Origin of the sequence: Streptomyces sp. NPDC002055, assembly GCF_040296705.1 — a bacterium.
Classification (GTDB): domain Bacteria; phylum Actinomycetota; class Actinomycetes; order Streptomycetales; family Streptomycetaceae; genus Streptomyces.
Genome location: NZ_JBEOXS010000003.1, coordinates 215434 through 233179, shown reverse-complemented (window position 1 = coordinate 233179; position 17746 = coordinate 215434). Strand labels below are relative to the sequence as shown.

The following is a 17746-nucleotide window of genomic DNA, read 5'->3' as shown; positions in this document are numbered from 1 at the left end:
AGAACGGGTGGCCCTCGGTGGCGGTGACGGTACCGGTGGCGTCGCCCCGGTCACCGTCCGTGTCCACGGTGAGCCGGACCAGGTTCTTCTCGCCGGAGCCGGGACGGGGCGTGCCGGACGGCGGGGTCGACCCCGGGCCCGCGCCGGGCCTCTGGGCGGGGCCGGCCCCCGGGCCGCTGCCGAAGGGGGAGCCGGCGGCGGGGCGGGCGCCGCCGGCGCCGCCCTCGGAGAAGTACGGCAGGTCGGAGCGCTGCTGCCCGCCCTTCGCGGGGCCGGACGGCGCGTCGGAGCCCGGCGGCGGCGTCGCGGGTGCGGACGGCGGCGTTGCGGGCGCGGACGGCGGCGGCGTCGGCTGCGGCTTGCGCGGCGCGAACCAGTCGCTCGTCCGGGTCTCCTCCGTGCTCTCGGAGGAGGAGGCGCGGGGCTCGCCCTTCGGGGCGGGAGCGGCGGCGGCCGGCTTGGTGACCGGCTCGGCGGGCGCCTCGGCGGCGCCCGCGGCGGCCTCGGCGTCGCCCTCCTCGACCGGCTTGCGCATGACGACCGGCGGGATCGGCCGGGAGCCCGGAATGTTGATCTTGATCCGGGTGGTCAGCGTCGTCTCGGTCTTCGGCCCCTCCTCGGACTTGGGGAGCGGAGTGGACTCGGCCGTCTCGGAACCGTCGTGCGCGCCGTCGTCCTGCGTCGGGTGCAGCGACGGATAGGTACGCGCCCCGTACGGCGGGGTTCCCGAGGGGTAGGCGGTTCCCCCGCGGCCGGTGGACCCGGAGGACGAACTGTCAGATTCACGACTCAAGGCGGTTCTCCCGGTTAGCTCCGCCGCCCGTCATACCTCGCGCGGGCGGCTCGGCGGCGCGCACCACCATACTGGGGCGGTTCCGGTAGCCCTCCCCGGACCACCGGATCACCCGCCCCGGCCACGGCCTCGCAGGTTGGCGCGTTCTGTCACGTCACTTGTCAAGTCGGGCGGGCCGTACGCCCGGTGGGGGCGGATGCGGCAGGGTGGCACACATCACAGCGACCATCGTTCCGCCCAGCAGGAAGATGTAGGATCCCACGCCCGCGCCGAAGAGGAAGTCCCCCTCCGGCCGGGCGGGCGTCAGCAGGATGACCGCCAGCAGCCAGCCGGCGGCGGGCACCACCGCCCCGGCGCGGGCCCCGGTCGCCTTGAGCCCGCCGTAGCAGAGGCCGGCGACCGCCAGCAGGGCGAGCAGCAACCCGCCCGGGAACCAGGCCGCTTGGACGAGCGTGCCGGCGACCCCGGTCAGCGCCCCCAGCAGCAGAAGTCCGGCAAAGGCCGCGAGCCGCCCGACCGTCATCATGTCTCCTCCCGGCCCTCGGCGCCGGCCACACCGGCGAACAGGTCGCTCTCCGGGAGCTCCCCGCCCGGGGTGCCGCGTACCAGCCGGTAGAACTCCTCCACGAACAGCGGCTGCCCGAGGTCGTTGGAGAGCGCGAAGAAGGGGCCGTCGACGGCGATCTGGGTGGCGTGGGCCCGCAGGGCGGCCGACTTGGCCGCCGCGTGGGCCCGGCCGTCGATCCGGGCCGTCACCTCCGCGTCGTCGACCACGCCCGGCAGGTCCGCCGGCTCGGCGATCCCGGGGAAGGCCGCCCCGGACTCCCGCAGCCGCGCGAAGCCGGTCTCGACGACCGACCGCGGCAGACAGTTCCAGTAGATCTTCGCCACGGTGTGCGCGGCACCGAGCTCCGGCCGGTAGCCGGGATCCGCGGCGAGACCGGCGGCGCGCATCGCGACACGGTGCGCCTGGATGTGGTCGGGATGGCCGTATCCGCCGTTGTCGTCATAGGTGACCAGGACCTGGGGCCTGACCTCCCGCACCACCGCGACGAGCTCGCCGGCCGCCGTGTCGACGTCGGCGCTCCAGAAGGATCCGGGGCGGTCGTTGGAGGCGACCCCCATCATCCCGGAGTCGCGGTAGCGGCCCGCGCCGCCGAGGAAGCGGTGGTCCTCGACGCCGAGTTCCTTCATGGCGGCGGCCAGTTCACCCGCGCGGTACGCGCCGAGGGTGTCCTCGCGGTCCGCGGCGAGACGGGCCAGCTCCGGCGGGATGACCTCGCCCTCCTCGCCGAGCGTGCAGGTCACCAGGGTGACCCGGGCACCCTCGGCGGCGTACTTGGCCATGGTCGCGCCGTTGTTGATCGTCTCGTCGTCCGGGTGCGCGTGCACCAGCAGCAGACGGCGGGACGGGGCCGTGCGCTCGGCGCTCCCCGGCGGGGCGGGCGACGCGGCACGGGTGGGCTGGTCGGTCATGGCTACAGCGTACGAGCCGCGGGCCGGTGCCCCGGCAGCCGGAGCCCGCCCGCGCGGGGGAGCGGGAGGTTGTACCGCGGGAGCCGACGGGAGCGGGCGCCCCGGGAGGGACGCCGGAGGCCCGGCCGGTCAGAACTTGATGTCCCCGATCATGCCGGCCACGTTCGTGGTCAGCTCACTGATCGTCGGGGCGATCGACGAGCTCGCCAGATAGAACCCCAACAGCATGCAGACCACCGCGTGTCCGGCCTTCAGTCCGGATTTCCGGACCAGCAGGAAGACGATGATCGCCAGCAGCACCACCGCCGAAATCGAGAGTGCCACGGCGGTTCACCTCCAAAATGCGGTCGGGCCAACGGACGGACAACATACCGATGCCACGCTCTTCATACCCACGATGCGCAACTGATCATAACTTTCTGTGCGACGTCATGGGTCGGTGCACAGGAGCACGAGGGGGCGCAGGGTGCGCCGCCCATCGTCCGGCAACGGCCGTACCGGTACGGGGATTTCCGGCCGTTGCCGGACCGGGCGGGGAGCGGCGCGCCGCCCCCGGCCCTCACCACCCGTCGGGGGTGAGGGAACGGACCGGTCCGTTCCCCCGGTCGCTCTCCGGACCCGCCGTTTCCCGATTAGGGTCGCCGCATGACCGGACAGCTCACCTTCCCGCGCCAGCACGCCCGAACCCAGCGGTTCACCCTCGGCGCGCCGCGCGCCTTCACCGTGTCGCCGGACGGCGCGCGGCTGGCCTTCCTGCGCACCCGGAGCGGCACCGACCGGGCGCATCTGCTCTGGGTGCACGACCTGGACACCGGACAGGAGCGCATCGCCGCCGACCCCGCCGCGCTGCTCGGCGGCGCGGCGGAGGAGCTGTCGGCGGAGGAGCGGGCCCGGCGCGAGCGGAGCCGCGAGGGCTCGGCGGGCATCGTCGGCTACGCGGTGGACGACGCCGTCGAACTCGCCGCGTTCGCGCTCTCCGGCCGCCTGTTCGCCGCCGAACTCCGGGCCGGCACGGCGCGGGAACTCCGGGTCCCCAGCGGTGTCGTGGACCCGCGCCCCTCCCCCGACGGGCGGCACATCGCGTACGCCATGGGCGGCGCCCTGCGCGTCGTCGGCGCCGACGGCGACGGGGACCGGGCCGTCGCCGCGCCGGAACCCGGGGACCCGGAGGGCGTCGGCCACGGGCTCGCCGAGTTCATCGCCGCCGAGGAGATGCAGCGCTCCCGCGGCTTCTGGTGGTCGCCGGAGAGCGACCGGCTGCTCGTCGCCCGCGTCGACACCTCCCCGGTGCGGCGCTGGTGGATCGCCGACCCGGCCCATCCGGACCGGGAGCCCGCCGAGGTCGGCTACCCGGCCGCCGGGACGGCCAACGCCGAGGTCCGGCTCTTCCTCACCGGCCTGGACGGGGCCCGCACCGAGGTCGAGTGGGACCGCGAGCGGTATCCGTACCTGGCGCGGGTGCACTGGTCCGCGGCGGGGCCGCCGCTGCTGCTCGTCCAGGCCCGGGACCAGCGCAGCCAGCTCTGCCTGGCGGTGGACACCGCGAGCGGTGCCACCCGGATGGTGCACGCGGACGAGGACCCGGTCTGGCTGGAACTGTTCCCCGGGGTGCCCGCCTGGACGCCGGACGGCCGGCTGGTGCGGATCGCGGACGAGGCCGGGAAGCGGGTGCTGATGGTGGGCGACCGCCCGCTGACCGGCCCCGAGCTGCACGTCCGGGCGGTGCTGGACGTCACCGACGACGATGTGCTGATCTCGGCGTCCGCCGGGCCCGAGGCGCCGGAGCCGGCGACCGGGGAGATCCACGTCCACCGGGTGAACGGCCGCGGGATGGAGCGGCTCTCCGAGGGCCGCGGGGTGCACTCCGCGGTCCGCTCCGGCGGGGTCGTGGTGCTCTCCTCCACCTCGCTGACCGATCCGGGGGCGACGGTGCGGATCCACCGGGACGGCAAGCCCGCCGGGGTCGTCGCCTCCGTCGCGGACCGGCCCGTCCTGACCGCGCGGGCCCGGCTGTGCGAGGGGGGCGCGCGCAGGATCCCGTGCGCCGTCCTGCTGCCGTCCGGCCACCGGGAGGGGGACGGGCCGCTGCCGGTCCTCATGGACCCCTACGGCGGACCGCACGGCCAGCGCGTGGTCGCCGCCCACAACGCGTATCTGACCTCCCAGTGGTTCGCCGACCAGGGCTTCGCCGTGATCGTCGCCGACGGCCGCGGCACCCCCGGCCGCTCCCCGGGGTGGGAGAAGGCCGTGGCCCACGACTTCGCGGGCGCGACCCTGGACGACCAGGTCGAGGCCCTGCAGGCGCTGGCCGGAAACCACCCCCTGGACCTCACCCGGGTCGCCATCCGCGGCTGGTCCTACGGCGGTTATCTCGCGGCGCTCGCGGTGCTGCGCCGCCCGGACGTGTTCCACGCGGGGGTGGCGGGCGCCCCGGTCACCGACTGGCGGCTGTACGACACCCACTACACCGAGCGGTACCTCGGCCTGCCGGAGGAGCAGCCGGAGGTCTACGCGGCCAACTCGCTCGTCACTGACGAGGGGCTGTCGGGCGCCGCGGACCCGGCCCGGCCGCTGATGGTCATTCACGGTCTGGCCGACGACAACGTGGTGGCGGCGCACACCCTGCGGCTCTCCTCGGCGCTGCTCGCCGCGGGCCGCCCGCACGAGGTGCTGCCGCTCTCCGGGGTGACCCATATGACGCCGCAGGAGCAGGTGGCGGAGAATCTGCTGCTGCTCCAGGTGGACTTCCTCAAGCGCTCGCTCGGCCTGGCCTGAGCGGTCCGCCCGGACGGCGCCGCGGCCGGCCCGGGAACGCCGGGCGGGCCGGAGGATCGATCCGGCCCCGGGCGCAAGGACCCGGCCCGGAGCACGACCGGCCGGGGGCGGCGTGCCGCCCCCGGCCGGTCCACGGCACCCGCACGGCCGTACGCCCTCCAGGATGACGCGTTCACATATCGGCGCTGATTCCGCCAAGTTGCTTGTGTGTTAACGGCGTTGGCCGGCTCTTGCCGCCGTTCGGCGGTGCGGAGCGGGGCGGGGCGGTGCGGCACGGGCACTGTCAAGCACGCAGCCACGTCGATCTGCTCAACCTTCGCTCAAGAAGCGCCCGCCCGGCCCGGCTTCCTGTGCCTGCCCCTTGACTGGCAGTGACCCCCGTTGCGACAGTCCGCTCATCTCACGGCGTTCGGCGACGCCGCGACCCAGTGCAACGGACCTACAGTGCGGGGGCGTTACACGATGACGAGTCCATACCCGGCCGGTGCGACAGGAGTCGGTGCGCCCCTCCCCGCGGCGCCGGAACCGGCCGGGGCCGCTGCCGCGGAGGTGGCGGGCCGCTCCCCGGGGCAGCTGATGTGGCGCCGCTTCACCCGGGACCGGACGGGCGTCGTCTCCGCCTTCGTCGTGCTGTTCTTCTTCGTCGTCGCGCTGCTGGCCCCGGTCATCTCCTGGCTCTACGGCAAGGGCCCCTACACGACGTACGGGCTCGACCGGCCGGGCCTGCTCGACGAGTTCTTCTACCCGGTGAAGCCGGGCGGCGGCATCGACGGGGAGTTCTGGTTCGGCCTGGAACCCCAGCTCGGCCGGGACGTGTTCACCCAGCTGCTGTACGGCATCCGCACCTCGCTGCTGATCGCCACCGCGGTGACCGTGCTGTGCACGCTGACCGGCATCGTCATCGGCGTCACCGCCGGGTATCTGGGGGGCAGGACCGACTACTTCCTCGGCCGGTTCATCGATCTGCTGCTGGCCTTTCCCGCCCAGCTGTCGTTCGTGGCCTTCACCCCCGTGGTGTACGCCCTGTTCGTCAGCCCGGAGAAGGAGACACCCACCTATCTGCGTGTCATGACCCTGATCATCGTGCAGTGGGCCCTGGGCTGGATGGGGCTGGCGCGGCTGCTCCGCGGCCAGGTGCTGAGCCTGCGGGAGCGGGAGTTCGTGGAGGCGGCCAAGGTCACCGGGGCCTCGCCGTGGCGGATCATCCGCAAGGAGCTGCTGCCGAATCTCTGGACCCCGATCCTGGTCCAGACGACGCTGATGCTGCCCGCCTTCGTCACCGTCGAGGCCGGGCTGTCCTTCCTCGGCGTGGGCGTCGTCGAACCCACCCCCGACTGGGGCCGGATGTTCGCCGCGGGGGCCCGGCACTACCAGAACGACATCACCTACATGTTCTTCCCCGGCATCGCGATGGTGATCTTCGTCGTCGCCTTCAACCTGCTCGGGGACTCGGTCAGGGACGCGTTCGACCCCAGGACGAAGCGCTGACCCCGGCGGCGGGGCCCGAACGGCACTGACGCACCGACGGACGCACCACGGGGCGGGCTCAACCCCCCGGCACTTCCCAGCCAGGCAGCACCAGGCGACCACGGACAGGCAGGTGCAGGACTCCATGAGAATGCCAGCGACGAGCAGGGCGCGGTGGGTCACCGCGGCTCTGGCGGCCGGGGTGCTCGTCCTCTCCGGATGCAGCGGCGGAGACGGCCGGAAGGACGAGGACCGGGGCGCGCCGCAGGGCAAGGACAAGAACCGGGCCGAGAACTACGCGGTCGGCACCCGGGCCGACTCCACCGGTCCGGCCGCCGAGGTGCCGGGTGCGAAGAAGGGCGGCACCGTCCACGTCCTCCAGCGCGACGCCTTCACCTACCTGGACCCGGCGCAGATCTACTACGGCGACCAGCTCACCGTGCAGATGCTCTTCAACCGGTCGCTGACCACGTACAAGGTGGCCGCGGACGGCAAGGTCACGCTGGTCGGCGACCTCGCCACGGACACCGGCAAGGCCTCCGACGGCGGCCGCACCTGGACGTACCGGCTCAAGGACGGGCTGAAGTTCGAGGACGGCACGCCGATCACCTCCGCCGATGTGCGGCAGAGCGTCGAGCGGCTCTACGCGAAGTGGGCCACGGACGGGCCGCTCTATATCCCACAGTGGCTGTCGGGCGGCGGCCAGTCCTTCCGGAAGGCGCTGCCGGACGGCCCGTACAAGGGAAAGCACCTGCCCGGCAGCGTGCTGGACACCCCGGACGAGAAGACCGTCGTCTTCCACTTCCAGAAGCCGCACGCGGACACGCCGTACGCGGTCGCCATGCCGAACGTCGGCGCCGTGCCGCACCGGGGCGGCAAGGACACCGGGGAGAAGTACACCAACCACCCGGTCTCCTCCGGGCCGTACAAGGTCGGCACCCTCAAGGCGGGGAAGTCGCTGACGCTGGTGCGCAACGAGCACTGGGATCCGCGGACCGACGCGGTGCGGCACCAGTACCCGGACCGGTTCGACATCCGCTTCGGCATCCAGGAGCCCGACTCCGGCCGCCGGCTGCTGGCCGACCGGGGCAGCGACCGGACCGCGATGTCCTTCACCAACGCCGTGACGATCGAGAACGGCCCCGCCGTCCTCAAGGACCGCGGCACCGCCGCCCGCTCCTTCAACGAGGTGCAGCCGTACGTCGACTACATGGCGATCAACATGACGCGGCAGAAGAACAAGAAGGTCCGGCAGGCTTTGGCCTACGCGCTGCCCAACGGCCAGATCCTCGGCCAGTTCGGCGGGCCGCGGGCCGGGCAGGTCGCCGGGAACCTGCTCTCCCCGTCGCTGGCGGGCTGGAAGGACACCGACCCGTACGGCAAGAAGACCCGTCCGGCCGGTGACCCCGTCAAGGCCAAGGCCCTGCTGAAGGAGGCGGGCAAGGAGGGGCAGGAGATCGTCTACGCCTACCCCAACACCACCGAGTACCAGAAGGTCGCGGTGGTGGTCGCGCAGGCGCTGCAGAAGGCCGGGTTCCGGGTGGAGAAGAAGGAGATCGACTCCAACAACTACTCCACCGAGATCTCCAAGGTCGACAACAGGTTCGACATCTACCGGGCCTCGTGGGGCGCGGACTGGCCGGTCGGCTCGACCGTCGTCCCGCCGCTGTTCCACGGGGACTCCGTGGCCGACGGGTCGCAGAACTACTGGCACCTCAAGAGTGCGTCGGTGGACGCCGAGATCGACCGGATCAACGGGATGGCCGATGTGGAGGCGGCGTCCGGGCAGTGGGTGAGGCTCGCCGAGCGGATCCTGAAGGACGAGGTCCCGGCGGTGCCGATCTTCTACAACCGGCAGTGGTCGCTGTGGGGTTCGGGCCTCGGCGGGGTGAAGTACCACTCCGTGTACGGGACCGCCGATCCGACCGGCGTCTTCGTGAAGTAGGCGTGCCCGCCGGGTCCTGCTGGTGCAGCAGGCCTGCCCGCCCGGTCCCGCGGGGATCTGCCCGGTCCGCCCGGCAGGTCCCGGCGCGCGGGCGCTCCGCGGCCGTCCCGCCGTCACCCGGCGGCGGGACCGGCCGGGCCCCCGTCCCCCGTCCGCCGGCCGGCCTCCGCCGGGGCCGCGGCGCTACCGGAAGTCCGCGATGCCATGCTGCGATTCCTCCTCCGCCGTTCCCTCGGCGCCCTGGTGATCATCTTTCTGATCAGCGCGATCACGTTCTTCCTCTTCTTCGCCCTGCCCTCAGAGCCGGCCCTGCTGGCCTGCGGCAAGAACTGCAGCCCCGAGGCGGTCGCCCTGATCGAGCGGAACCTCGGTCTCGACGAGCCGGTGCCGCTGCAGTTCTGGCACTACCTCGCGGGGATCGTCGCGGGCCGCGACTTCGCGGTCGGCCGGTGCGACGCGCCCTGTCTGGGCTACTCGTTCAACGACTCCCAGCCGGTCTGGGAGACCATCCTCGACCGCTACCCCACCACCCTGTCGCTGACCGTCGGCGGGACCGTCGTCTTCCTCGTCGTGGGGGTGGGGATCGGCATGGTCGCGGCCGCCCGGCGCGGCACGGTCACCGACAAGCTCTTCAGCTCGCTCTCGCTGATCGGCAATTCGCTGCAGATCTACTTCGTCGGCGTGATCGCGCTGTGGCTGCTGGTCGACACCTGGGGAGTGCTCGACAACCCCGAGTACACCCCGCTCACCGAGGACCCGGCCCGGTGGTTCACCGGGCTGCTGCTGCCCTGGCTGATCCTGTCCATCATCTTCGTCGCCAACTACAGCCGGATGACCCGTTCGCAGATGATCGAGCAACTGGACGAGGAGCATGTGCGCACCGCGCGGGCCAAGGGGATGTCCCGCCGGACGGTCTTCTTCCGCTACGCCTGGCGCGGGGCGCTCGCCCCCATCGTGACCATCGTCGGCATCGACCTGGGGTCGCTGTTCGGCGGCGCGATGATCACGGAGTTCACCTTCGGGCTGCACGGCCTCGGCCGGCTCGCGGTGAACTCGGTGACCGAGAAGGACCTGCCCATGCTCATGGGCGTGATGCTGTTCAGCTGCACCGCCATCGTGGTGGCCAACATCATCGTGGACGCCCTCTACGCGTACATCGACCCGCGTGTGCGGCTCGCCTAGACCGGGGAGGACCGTGACACTTCCGACCACGCCCGAGACCACCCCGCCGGCCCCGGCGGCCGGCCCGTTCCTCTCCGTCCGCGACCTGTATGTGCACTTCGGCACCGAGGACGGCACCGTCAAGGCCGTCGACGGGCTCTCCTTCGGCCTGGAACGGGGCCGCACCCTCGGCATCGTCGGCGAGTCCGGCTCGGGGAAGTCCGTCACCAACCTCGCCGTGATGGGGCTGCACGACCCCCGGCACACCGAGATCCGCGGTGAGATCCTGCTGGACGGCCAGGAGATGACCGGCGCGCCCGAGCGGACCCTGGAGCGGCTGCGCGGCAACAAGGTCGCCATGATCTTCCAGGACTCGCTGACCGCGCTGTCGCCGTACTACACCGTCGGTCGGCAGATCGCCGAGCCGTACCGCAAGCACACCGGCGCCTCCCGGCGGGAGGCTCTGCTGCGCGCGGCCGAGATGCTGGAGAAGGTGGGCATTCCGCATGCCCGGCTCCGGGTGCACGACTATCCGCACCAGTTCTCCGGGGGCATGCGGCAGCGCGCGATGATCGCGATGGCGCTGGTCTGCAACCCCGAACTGCTGATCGCGGACGAGCCGACGACCGCGCTGGACGTCACCGTGCAGGCCCAGATCCTGGACCTGCTGCGGGATCTGCAGCAGGAGTTCGGCTCGGCGATCGTGCTGATCACCCACGATCTGGGCGTGGTCGCCCACACCGCCGACGACCTGCTGGTGATGTACGCGGGCCGGGCGGTGGAGCGCGGCACCGTCCGGGAGGTGCTGCGCTCGCCCCAGCACCCGTACACCTGGGGGCTGCTGAGCTCCATGCCCCGGCTGGAGTCCCCGGTGGAGGAGGCGCTGACGCCGATACCGGGCGCCCCGCCGAGCCTGCTGGCGCCCCCGGCGGGGTGCCCGTTCCACCCGCGCTGCGGGTTCGTCTCCGAGGTGGACGCGGCGCGGGGGGCGCCGGGCGGGGACGGTCCGCGGTGCGCCGAGGACCGGCCGGCGATGCCGGACGGGCGCGGAGCCGCCTGCCACCTCGGGGCCGGCCGGCGACAATCCATCTTCACCGGGCGGATCCGGCCCGGGCTGGGGGCGAGCCGTCATGAGCAGTGAAGCGAGCCTTCCCGGTCCGCGTGCGGGGGGCGGGAGAGGGGACGGGCGGAGTGCGGGGACCCGCGGTGACGAGGTGCGGGGCGCGCAGGCCGCACCCACGCCCGCGCCCGCGCCCGGTGAGCCGCTGCTCGTCGCGGAGAAGCTGGTCAAGCACTTCCCGATCAAGGGCGGCTTCCCGTTCCGCCGCAGGGTCGGCGCGGTCCAGGCCGTGGACGGCATCGATCTCACCGTCCACGCCGGCGAGAGCTTCGGCCTGGTCGGCGAGTCCGGCTGCGGGAAGTCCACCACCGGGCGGCTGCTGACCCGGCTGCTGGAGCCGACCGCGGGCCGGATCGTCTACCGGGGCCGGGACATCAGCCACGCCGGCCGTGCCGGACTGGCACCGGTGCGCTCCGAGATCCAGATGATCTTCCAGGACCCGTACGCGTCGCTGAACCCGCGGCAGACCGTCGGCACCATCATCCGCGGCCCCATGGAGATCAACGGCATCCGTCCGCCGGGCGGCCGGGAGCGGCGGGTGCGCGAGCTCCTGGAGACGGTTGGCCTCAACCCGGAGCACTACAACCGCTTCCCGCACGAGTTCTCCGGCGGCCAGCGGCAGCGGATCGGCGTCGCCCGGGCGCTGGCCCTGGAGCCCCGGCTGATCGTGGCCGACGAGCCGGTGTCCGCGCTGGACGTCTCCATCCAGGCGCAGGTGGTCAATCTGCTCCAGCGGCTCCAGCGGGACCTGGGCATCGCGTTCGTCTTCATCGCGCACGACCTGGCGGTGGTCCGGCACGTCTCGCAGCGGGTGGCCGTGATGTACCTGGGGACGGTGGTGGAGACCGGGGACCGCGACTCCCTCTACACCCGGCCCCGCCACCCGTACACCCACGCCCTGCTGTCGGCGGTGCCGGAGGCGGTGATCGGCGACGAGGAGGAGCGCACCCGCCGGGAGCGCATCCGACTGGCGGGCGACGTCCCCTCCCCGATCAGCCCGCCGTCCGGCTGTCGCTTCCGCACCCGCTGCTGGAAGGCCCGGGAGCGGTGCGCGGCCGAACAGCCGCCGCTGGTACGGATCGAGGGGAACGCCCCCGGACACCTGACGGCGTGCCACTTCCCGGAGGAGCCGACGACGGCGGCCCGCGGCGCCGATGTCGTCCTCGACCCCGCACTGGCCGCGATCGAGGAGGGGCTGGAACGGGGCTGAAGCAGGCCACCAGGGTGGAGCGGGGCCGGAGGACCCGGGAGTCCCGGCCGGCTGCCGGGGCCCGGCCCCTACCCGCCCCCCGTCGGCACCACCGCCGGTTTCTCCTCCGCGAAGTGGCAGGCCGACGGGTGGGCGGCCGGGCCGCCGGCGGCCGCCGCCCGCTCCGGCACCGCCAGCGGTGGTGTCTCCAGCGCGCAGATCTCCTGCGCCTTCCAGCAGCGGGTGCGGAAGCGGCAGCCGGACGGCGGGTCGGCCGGGGAGGGCACATCACCGGACAGCAGGATGCGCTCCCGCAGCTCCCGCAGCTCCGGGTCGGGGACGGGCACGGCGGAGAGCAGCGCCTGGGTGTACGGGTGGGTCGGGTACGCGTAGATCTGCTCCTCGGTGCCGGTCTCCGCGAACCGCCCCAGGTACATCACTGCCACCCGGTCGGAGATGTGCCGGACCACGGAGAGGTCGTGTGCGATGAACACGTACGACAGCCGGAACTCGTCCTGGAGCCGGTCCATCAGGTTGATGACCTGCGCCTGGACGGAGACGTCGAGCGCCGAGACCGGTTCGTCGCAGATGATGATCTCCGGGTTGAGCGCCAGGCCCCGGGCGATGCCGATGCGCTGGCGCTGACCGCCGGAGAACTGGTGCGGATACCGGTTGATGTACTCCGGGTTCAGCCCGACGACGTCCAGCAACTCCTGCACCCGGCGGCGCCGGTCTCCCTTCGGGGCCACCTCCGGGTGGATGTCGTACGGCTCGCCGATGATGTCGCCGACGGTCATCCGCGGGTTGAGCGAGGTGTACGGGTCCTGGAACACCATCTGGATGTTCCGCCGCACCGCCTTCAGCGCCCGCCCCGACAGCTCGGTGATGTCCTGGCCCTTGAAGCGGATCCGGCCGGACGTCGGCCGTTCCAGGTTGACCAGCAGCTTCGCGAGGGTCGACTTGCCGCAGCCCGACTCCCCCACGACGCCGAGGGTCTCACCGCGCATCAGGTCGAAGGAGACGGTGTCGACCGCGCGGATCGCGCCGACCTGCTTCCTGACGACGATGCCCCGGGTGAGGGGGTAGAGCTTGGCGAGGTCGCGCACTTCGAGGATCGGCTCAGGCATGCAGCTCGTCCTTCCAGAAGTGACAGGCGCTGGTGCGGCCGGGGACCTCGGCCTCGCCCAGGGCCTCCGACAGCGGGGTCCCCGCCCGGGCCTGCGGCATCGGCACCACCGGCTCGGTGACCGGCAGCAGCGGGGGCCGCTCGGTCCGGCAGAGGTCCCGGGCTCGCGGACAGCGCGGATGGAAGGCGCAGCCGGGCGGAACGGCGGTGAGACTGGGCGGCAGGCCCTTGATCGCGGAGAGATCCTGGCCCTTCTGGTCCAGCCGCGGGATCGAGTTCAGCAGGCCGCGGGTGTAGGGGTGCGCCGGACGCTTGTACAGCTCGTGCACCGGAGCCGTCTCCACGATCCGCCCCGCGTACATCACCGCGATCTTGTCCGCGACATCCGCCACCACACCCAGATCGTGCGTGATCAGGATCAGGCCCATGGTGAACTCCCGCTGGAGCTCGGCCAGCAGGTCCATCACCTGCGCCTGGACCGTCACGTCCAGCGCCGTCGTCGGCTCGTCCGCGATGATCAGATCCGGCTCCAGCGCCAGCGCCATCGCGATCATGATCCGCTGCCGCATACCGCCCGAGAACTGATGCGGATAGTCCCCCACCCGCTGCTTCGCCGCCGGAATCCGCACCCGGTCCATCAGCTCCACGGCCCTGGCCCTGGCCTCCTTGCGGGAGAGACCCTGATGCACCCGGAACATCTCACCGAGCTGATAGCCCACCGACAGCACCGGATTCAGCGAGGAGAGCGCGTCCTGGAAGATCATCGCCATCCTGGCGCCGCGGATCCTCCGGCGCTCCTCCCGGTCCATGGTGAGCAGGTCCCGCCCCTGGAAGAGCACCTGGCCGCCGGTGACGAAGCCGGGCGGGCTGTCCAGGATGCCCATGACGGCCTGGGCCGTGACGGACTTCCCCGAGCCGGACTCGCCCAGCACGGCCAGCGTCTCCCCGGCGTCGACCTCCCAGGACACCCCGTTCACGGCACGGGCGACGCCGTCCCTGGTCCGGAACTCGACACGCAGGTCGCGCACCTCCAGCAGCGGGGTCATGGGCCTCCTCCTCAGCGCAGCTTGGGGTCGAGGGCGTCGCGCACCGCGTCGCCGAGCATGATGAACGCGAGGACGGTGATGCTCAGCGCGCCGGCCGGCCAGAGCAGCATGTGCGGTGCGTTGCGGATCTGCGGGGCGGCGTTGGAGATGTCGATGCCCCAGGAGACGGTGGGCGGGCGCAGTCCCACGCCGAGGAAGGACAGCGTGGCCTCCAGCGAGATGTAGGTGCCGAGCGCGATGGTGGCGACCACGATGACCGGGGCCACCGCGTTCGGCCCGACGTGCCGCAGCAGGATCCGGCCGTTGCCCGCGCCGAGGGCCCGGGCCGCCTGGACGTAGTCGTTCTGGATGGCGGTCAGCACCGCGCCGCGGGCGATCCGGGAGATCTGCGGCCAGCCGAGCAGCACGATGAACCCGACGACCGGCCACACGGTGCTGCTGGTGACAACGGACAGGAAGACCAGTCCGCCGAGGACGACGGGGATGCCGAAGAAGATGTCGGCGGTGCGGGAGAGCAGGGCGTCCCCCCACCGTCCGTAGTAGCCGCCGAGGCCGCCGAGGAGGCTGCCGAGGAGGGCCGCGCCGAGGGTGGCGCAGACGCCGACGGTGACGGAGGCGCGGGCTCCGTGGACGGTGCGGGTGTAGACGTCGCAGCCCTGGGTGTCGTAGCCGAAGGGGTGGCCGGGCGCCGAGCCCTGCTGGGACTTGGCGAGGTCGCACTGGAGCGGGTTGCCGTCGGCGATGAGCTGCGGCCAGACGGAGATCAGCACCAGGAACACGATCATCAGCCCGGAGACGAGGAAGACCGGGTTGCGGCGCAGCTCGTGCCAGGCGTCGGACCAGAGGCTGCGCGGCCTGCCAGCGGGCCCGGCGGGTGCCGGACCGCCCTCGGGGCCCCCCTCCAGGGTCTCCGCCTCGCTGACGGCGAGGTCCATCGTGCCGCCGACGCCGGTCGGGGCGACGGCTTCCTCCGGGTCGTACGGCTGCTCAGGCATAGCGGATCCTCGGGTCGAGCACGCCGTAGAGGACGTCGACGACCAGGTTGGCCAGCAGGAAGACGATGACCAGTACGGTCACGAAGCCGACCACCGTGGGCGAGTTGTTCCGCAGGATCCCCTGGTAGAGCTGGAAGCCGACCCCGTGGATGTTGAAGATCCGCTCGGTGACGATCGCCCCGCCCATCAGGAAGCCGATGTCCGTGCCGATGAAGGTGACCACCGGGATCAGCGAGTTGCGCAGCAGGTGCCGGGTGATGACCCGGCGGCGCGGGAGTCCCTTGGCGATCGCGGTGCGGACGTAGTCGGCGCGGACGTTCTCCGCGATCGAGGTGCGGCTGAGCCGGGTGACGTAGGCCAGCGAGACCAGGGCGAGCACGGTGCCGGGCAGGATCAGCTCGTCGAACGGCGCCTCGGGCGACACCGACGGGCTGACGATCTCCCATTTGACGCCGAGCAGGAACTGCAGCACATAGCCGGTGACGAAGGTGGGCACCGAGATGACGATCAGGGTCAGGAAGAGCACCGTGGTGTCGACGCTCCGGCCGCGGCGCAGTCCGCTCAGCACCCCGAGGGTGATGCCGACGAGCATTTCGATGACCACCGCGACCAGGGTCAGCCGGAGCGTCACGGGGAGGGCGGTGGCCATCAGCTCGGTGACGGGCTGTCCGTTGAACGCCGTTCCGAAGTCGCCCTGGAAGATCTGCCCCATGTAGTGGAGGTACTGCTTCCACAGCGGCTGATCGAGGTACAGGTCCTTGCGGATCTGCGCGGCGGTGGCGGCGTCCGGGGCCTTGTCGCCGAAGAGGGCCGCGACCGGGTCCCCGAGGGCGTACACCATGATGAAGATCAGGAACGTGCTGCCGATGAACACCGGGATCATCTGGAGCAGCCGTCGGATCACATAGCGGCCCATGGCAGCTCCGCGCGTGGTGGGCCGGCGGAGGCGGGTCCGCGGGACCGGTGCCGGCGAGGGCACCGGTCCCGGTGGCGGCCGGGCCTCACTTGACCTGGATCTCGTTGTAGACGGGGACGCTGAACGGGTTGAGCGTCACGTTGCTGATCCGCTCCGAGTAGCCGCCGTTGCCGTTCTGGTACCAGAGCGGGATGGCCGGCATCTGCTGGGCGAGGATCTTCTCGGCGTCCTGGAAGGTGCCGACGGCCTGCGCGGTGTCGCTCTCGCCGTTCGCCCGGTCGACGAGGCTGTCGAAGTCCTTGTCGGTGAACTTGCCGTCGTTGGAGGAGGCGCCGGTGTAGTAGAGCGGCTGGAGGAAGTTCTGGATCAGCGGGTAGTCCATCTGCCAGCCGGCCCGGAACGGGCCGGTCATCTTGCCGCTGGTGATCTGGTTGCGGTAGTCGGCGAAGGTGCCGACCGGCTTGACCGTGCAGGCCTGGTCGTCGCCGAGCACGTTGTTGATGCTGTTGCAGACGGCGTCCGTCCACAGCCGGTGGGAGCCGGTGTCGACGTTGGTGGTGATGGTCATCCGGCCACCGGGGAGGCCGCCGCCCTCCTGGATGAGCTTCTTGGCCGCGGCGGGGTCGTAAGAGCAGGCGTCGCCGCAGAGCCCGGCCCGGTAGCCGCCGTCCTCCCCGAGGACCGGTGAGGTCCAGTCGGTGGCGGGGGTGCGGGTCTTCTGGAAGATCTGCTCGGTGATCTGCGGGCGGTTGATGGCCCGGGAGATGCCGAGCCGGAGCTTCTCCTTCCCCGGTCCCCAGTCCTTGTCGTAGTAGGGGAAGGTGAGGGTCTGGATGATGCCCGCGGGCTGGTTGATGTAGCGGCTGCCGAGGTCGCTGGGGGCGTTCTTGAGCTGCGATGCGGGGATGTCGTCGGCCAGGTCGAGGTTGCCGGCCAGCAGATCGGTGTAGGCGGTGTTGTTGTCGGTGTAGACCTTGAGGTCCACACCGCCGTTGCGCGCCTTGTCCTTGCCGGGGTACTCGTTCCAGGTGCGCAGCTGCATCTGCGAGCCCTTGGTGTACGAGTCGATGGTGTACGGGCCGTTGCCCACGGGCTGGCTGAGCCAGGCGGAGTGGTCGCTGAAGAAGGTCTTCGGCAGCGGGGAGAACGCCGCGTATCCGAGGGTGTCGGGCCAGGTGGAGAACTTCTGGCTCAGCTTCACCGTGAACGTCCGGTCGTCCTTCACCTTCAGGCCGGAGAGGGTCTTGGCGGTGGGGCCGCCGGACTCCGGGTGGACCTGGTCGTAGCCCTCGATGGTGCCGAAGAAGGGGGCGTTCTTCTGCTTGTTCGTGATGAGGGCCCCGTAGTTCCAGGCGTCCACGAAGGAGTGGGAGGTCACCTTCTCCCCGTTGCTGAAGGTCCAGCCGGCGTTGAGGGTGATGGTGAAGTTCTGCGAGTCGGTGGTCTCGATCTTCTCGGCCACCATGTTCTGGGCGGCCCCGGTCCGGGGGTCGTACTTCTTCAGCCCCCGGAAGATCATGTCCATGACCTTGCCGCCCTGGACCTCGTTGGTGTTGGCCGGCTCGAGCGGGTTCTGCGGGTCGCCCCAGGAGGAGCTGACGATTCCGGAACCGTCGGTGCCGCTGCCCCCACCGCCGCCGCCGCACGCCGTCGCGGCGAGGGCGACGGTCACGGCGCCTGCGGCCCACTTGGCGTACATGGCTCCGCGCATGGGTGCCTCCTTGGAGTGCCAGGTCT

The 17746-nt window shown here is 71.8% G+C and carries 14 protein-coding genes and 1 pseudogene; 6 read left to right on the top strand and 9 right to left on the bottom strand.

Annotation, left to right across the window (positions count from 1 at the left end; all coding sequences use genetic code 11):
• The 4 genes and pseudogenes from ABT112_RS02995 to ABT112_RS02980 all read right to left on the bottom strand — a co-directional run.
• Window positions 1–793, bottom strand: a pseudogene (locus ABT112_RS02995) (hypothetical protein); the annotation flags it as partial.
• A 154-nt stretch (window positions 794–947) separates the two neighbouring features.
• Window positions 948–1316 (bottom strand): DUF6113 family protein, encoded by a 369-nt coding sequence (locus tag ABT112_RS02990; RefSeq protein ID WP_351504881.1) that lies wholly within the window; start codon window positions 1314–1316, stop codon window positions 948–950.
• Window positions 1316–2269: an N-acetyl-1-D-myo-inositol-2-amino-2-deoxy-alpha-D-glucopyranoside deacetylase gene (gene mshB / locus ABT112_RS02985; RefSeq protein WP_351504856.1), complete on the bottom strand. Its 954-nt coding sequence runs from the start codon at window positions 2267–2269 to the stop codon at window positions 1316–1318. The genes ABT112_RS02990 and mshB overlap by 1 nt, the downstream gene beginning before the upstream one ends.
• Window positions 2270–2398: 129 nt before the next feature.
• A complete protein-coding gene (locus ABT112_RS02980; protein ID WP_351504854.1) occupies window positions 2399–2593 on the bottom strand; it encodes a hypothetical protein in 195 nt (64 codons plus the stop codon).
• 321 nt (window positions 2594–2914) lie between these two features.
• Here ABT112_RS02980 and ABT112_RS02975 point away from each other — a divergent pair, with 321 nt between their 5' ends.
• The 6 genes from ABT112_RS02975 to ABT112_RS02950 all read left to right on the top strand — a co-directional run bounded on the left by ABT112_RS02975 (window position 2915) and on the right by ABT112_RS02950 (window position 11947).
• A complete protein-coding gene (locus ABT112_RS02975) occupies window positions 2915–5044 on the top strand; it encodes a S9 family peptidase (RefSeq protein WP_351504852.1) in 2130 nt (709 codons plus the stop codon).
• A 462-nt stretch (window positions 5045–5506) separates the two neighbouring features.
• On the top strand, window positions 5507–6532 hold the full coding sequence (locus tag ABT112_RS02970; RefSeq protein WP_351504850.1) for an ABC transporter permease: 1026 nt from the start codon (window positions 5507–5509) through the stop codon (window positions 6530–6532).
• A 124-nt stretch (window positions 6533–6656) separates the two neighbouring features.
• The gene (locus ABT112_RS02965; RefSeq protein ID WP_351504847.1) at window positions 6657–8456 is read left to right on the top strand and encodes an ABC transporter substrate-binding protein; all 1800 of its coding nucleotides are present in this window, start codon (window positions 6657–6659) and stop codon (window positions 8454–8456) included.
• A 204-nt stretch (window positions 8457–8660) separates the two neighbouring features.
• Window positions 8661–9638 carry an ABC transporter permease gene (locus tag ABT112_RS02960; RefSeq protein ID WP_351504845.1) on the top strand — a complete coding sequence of 326 codons (978 nt, stop codon included), beginning with the start codon at window positions 8661–8663 and terminating at the stop codon, window positions 9636–9638.
• Between the two features lie 13 nt (window positions 9639–9651).
• Complete coding sequence (locus ABT112_RS02955; RefSeq protein WP_351504843.1) at window positions 9652–10758, top strand: ABC transporter ATP-binding protein; 1107 nt, start codon at window positions 9652–9654, stop codon at window positions 10756–10758.
• 73 nt (window positions 10759–10831) lie between these two features.
• On the top strand, window positions 10832–11947 hold the full coding sequence (locus ABT112_RS02950; protein WP_351504841.1) for an ABC transporter ATP-binding protein: 1116 nt from the start codon (window positions 10832–10834) through the stop codon (window positions 11945–11947).
• A 68-nt stretch (window positions 11948–12015) separates the two neighbouring features.
• On the opposite strand, the gene ABT112_RS02945 is transcribed toward ABT112_RS02950, so the two are convergent.
• From ABT112_RS02945 to ABT112_RS02925, 5 genes are all read right to left on the bottom strand, one after another.
• Window positions 12016–13053, bottom strand: coding sequence for an ABC transporter ATP-binding protein (locus tag ABT112_RS02945; protein WP_351504839.1), 1038 nt, complete (start codon window positions 13051–13053; stop codon window positions 12016–12018).
• Window positions 13046–14098 (bottom strand): ABC transporter ATP-binding protein, encoded by a 1053-nt coding sequence (locus ABT112_RS02940; protein ID WP_351504837.1) that lies wholly within the window; start codon window positions 14096–14098, stop codon window positions 13046–13048. The genes ABT112_RS02945 and ABT112_RS02940 overlap by 8 nt, the downstream gene beginning before the upstream one ends.
• A gap of 11 nt (window positions 14099–14109) precedes the next feature.
• Window positions 14110–15093: an ABC transporter permease gene (locus tag ABT112_RS02935; protein WP_351504835.1), complete on the bottom strand. Its 984-nt coding sequence runs from the start codon at window positions 15091–15093 to the stop codon at window positions 14110–14112.
• The gene (locus tag ABT112_RS02930) at window positions 15086–16009 is read right to left on the bottom strand and encodes an ABC transporter permease (protein ID WP_351504833.1); all 924 of its coding nucleotides are present in this window, start codon (window positions 16007–16009) and stop codon (window positions 15086–15088) included. Before ABT112_RS02930 ends, ABT112_RS02935 begins: the two co-directional genes overlap by 8 nt.
• Window positions 16010–16094: 85 nt before the next feature.
• A complete protein-coding gene (locus tag ABT112_RS02925) occupies window positions 16095–17720 on the bottom strand; it encodes a peptide ABC transporter substrate-binding protein (protein WP_351504831.1) in 1626 nt (541 codons plus the stop codon).
• Window positions 17721–17746: the final 26 nt, after the last annotated feature.

Excerpts from the sequence above, each read along its gene's own strand:
- ABT112_RS02970 (WP_351504850.1), top strand. The coding sequence starts at position 5,507 with ATGACGAGTCCATACCCGGCCGGTGCGACAGGAGTCGGTGCGCCCCTC.
- ABT112_RS02990 (WP_351504881.1), bottom strand. The coding sequence starts at position 1,316 with ATGACGGTCGGGCGGCTCGCGGCCTTTGCCGGACTTCTGCTGCTGGGG.
- ABT112_RS02935 (WP_351504835.1), bottom strand. The coding sequence starts at position 15,093 with ATGCCTGAGCAGCCGTACGACCCGGAGGAAGCCGTCGCCCCGACCGGC.
- ABT112_RS02975 (WP_351504852.1), top strand. The coding sequence starts at position 2,915 with ATGACCGGACAGCTCACCTTCCCGCGCCAGCACGCCCGAACCCAGCGG.
- ABT112_RS02960 (WP_351504845.1), top strand. The coding sequence starts at position 8,661 with ATGCTGCGATTCCTCCTCCGCCGTTCCCTCGGCGCCCTGGTGATCATC.
- ABT112_RS02930 (WP_351504833.1), bottom strand. The coding sequence starts at position 16,009 with ATGGGCCGCTATGTGATCCGACGGCTGCTCCAGATGATCCCGGTGTTC.
- ABT112_RS02945 (WP_351504839.1), bottom strand. The coding sequence starts at position 13,053 with ATGCCTGAGCCGATCCTCGAAGTGCGCGACCTCGCCAAGCTCTACCCC.
- ABT112_RS02925 (WP_351504831.1), bottom strand. The coding sequence starts at position 17,720 with ATGCGCGGAGCCATGTACGCCAAGTGGGCCGCAGGCGCCGTGACCGTC.
- ABT112_RS02965 (WP_351504847.1), top strand. The coding sequence starts at position 6,657 with ATGAGAATGCCAGCGACGAGCAGGGCGCGGTGGGTCACCGCGGCTCTG.
- ABT112_RS02940 (WP_351504837.1), bottom strand. The coding sequence starts at position 14,098 with ATGACCCCGCTGCTGGAGGTGCGCGACCTGCGTGTCGAGTTCCGGACC.
- mshB (WP_351504856.1), bottom strand. The coding sequence starts at position 2,269 with ATGACCGACCAGCCCACCCGTGCCGCGTCGCCCGCCCCGCCGGGGAGC.